Source organism: Acidovorax sp. KPB24-03, from assembly GCF_057546605.1.
This window is the reverse complement of the sequence record NZ_BAAJYR010000844.1, coordinates 1-758: the sequence shown is the minus strand read 5'-3', so window position 1 is coordinate 758 and position 758 is coordinate 1. Positions and strand designations below refer to the sequence as shown.

Below are 758 nucleotides of genomic sequence, written 5' to 3'. Positions count from 1 at the left end.
CCTGCGCGGGGACGGGCGCGGCGGCCCGCAGCGCCTTGCCATCGAAGAGCGCCAGCACGGGGGCCGCCTCCCGGTCCGGCTGGCCGTCGTGCTCGGCTTGCAGGGCGACGCCCAGCACTCGGCCATCGGCGCTCCAGGCCAGGTGCCGAAGGCTCAGCCGCCGGTCGCCCAGCCGCCATTGGCCCAGCACGTCGCCAGTGCGGCCATGCAGCCGCACGACGGACGAGTCCATGGTCTCGAGCGCGCGTTTCACGCGGCCGGTCTCCGGTGCGGTGGGCACGCCGCCATTGGCGACGATCAAGGTGGGCGCGCCATCGGCGAGCGTGTGGCGGTCCCAGAGGAGTTCGTGCGCGTCGATGCCCTGGGTGGGCCATTCGCTCACCGCCTCCAGCCGCTCGGCGCTGCGCTGCACCACGAGGCTCTGGCCGGTGTCGGCATCGGTCTCGGTGGTGTAGAGCAGGCGTCCGTCCGGCGATGCGATCACGTGGCCGTTGAACGAGCGGGTGCCGTCCGTCCACTGCCAGACGGATTCGCGCGGGGTGCCTGGCCACCAGCGCACCAGCCAGTCGCCGGGCCGGCGCGACGCCGCCACGATGCTGCCGTCCGGCAGGGGGCACAGGCCGTGGGCACGGGTGGGAATGTCCAGGGTGTGCGTTGCGCGCAGCGGTGCGTCCTGGCCGGGCCGGGCCTGCAGCACGCCGATTCGGCAGCTGCCGTCTTCCTGCTGCCATGCCGCTGCCAGGCGCAGCGAGCCCGCA

1 protein-coding gene is annotated in these 758 nt (G+C 74.1%); it reads right to left on the bottom strand.

What is annotated here, in order from left to right:
- Positions 1–758, bottom strand: a 758-nt coding sequence (locus tag AC27KI_RS26390; protein ID WP_487116827.1) for a DUF1513 domain-containing protein, incomplete at both ends; no start/stop codon positions are given.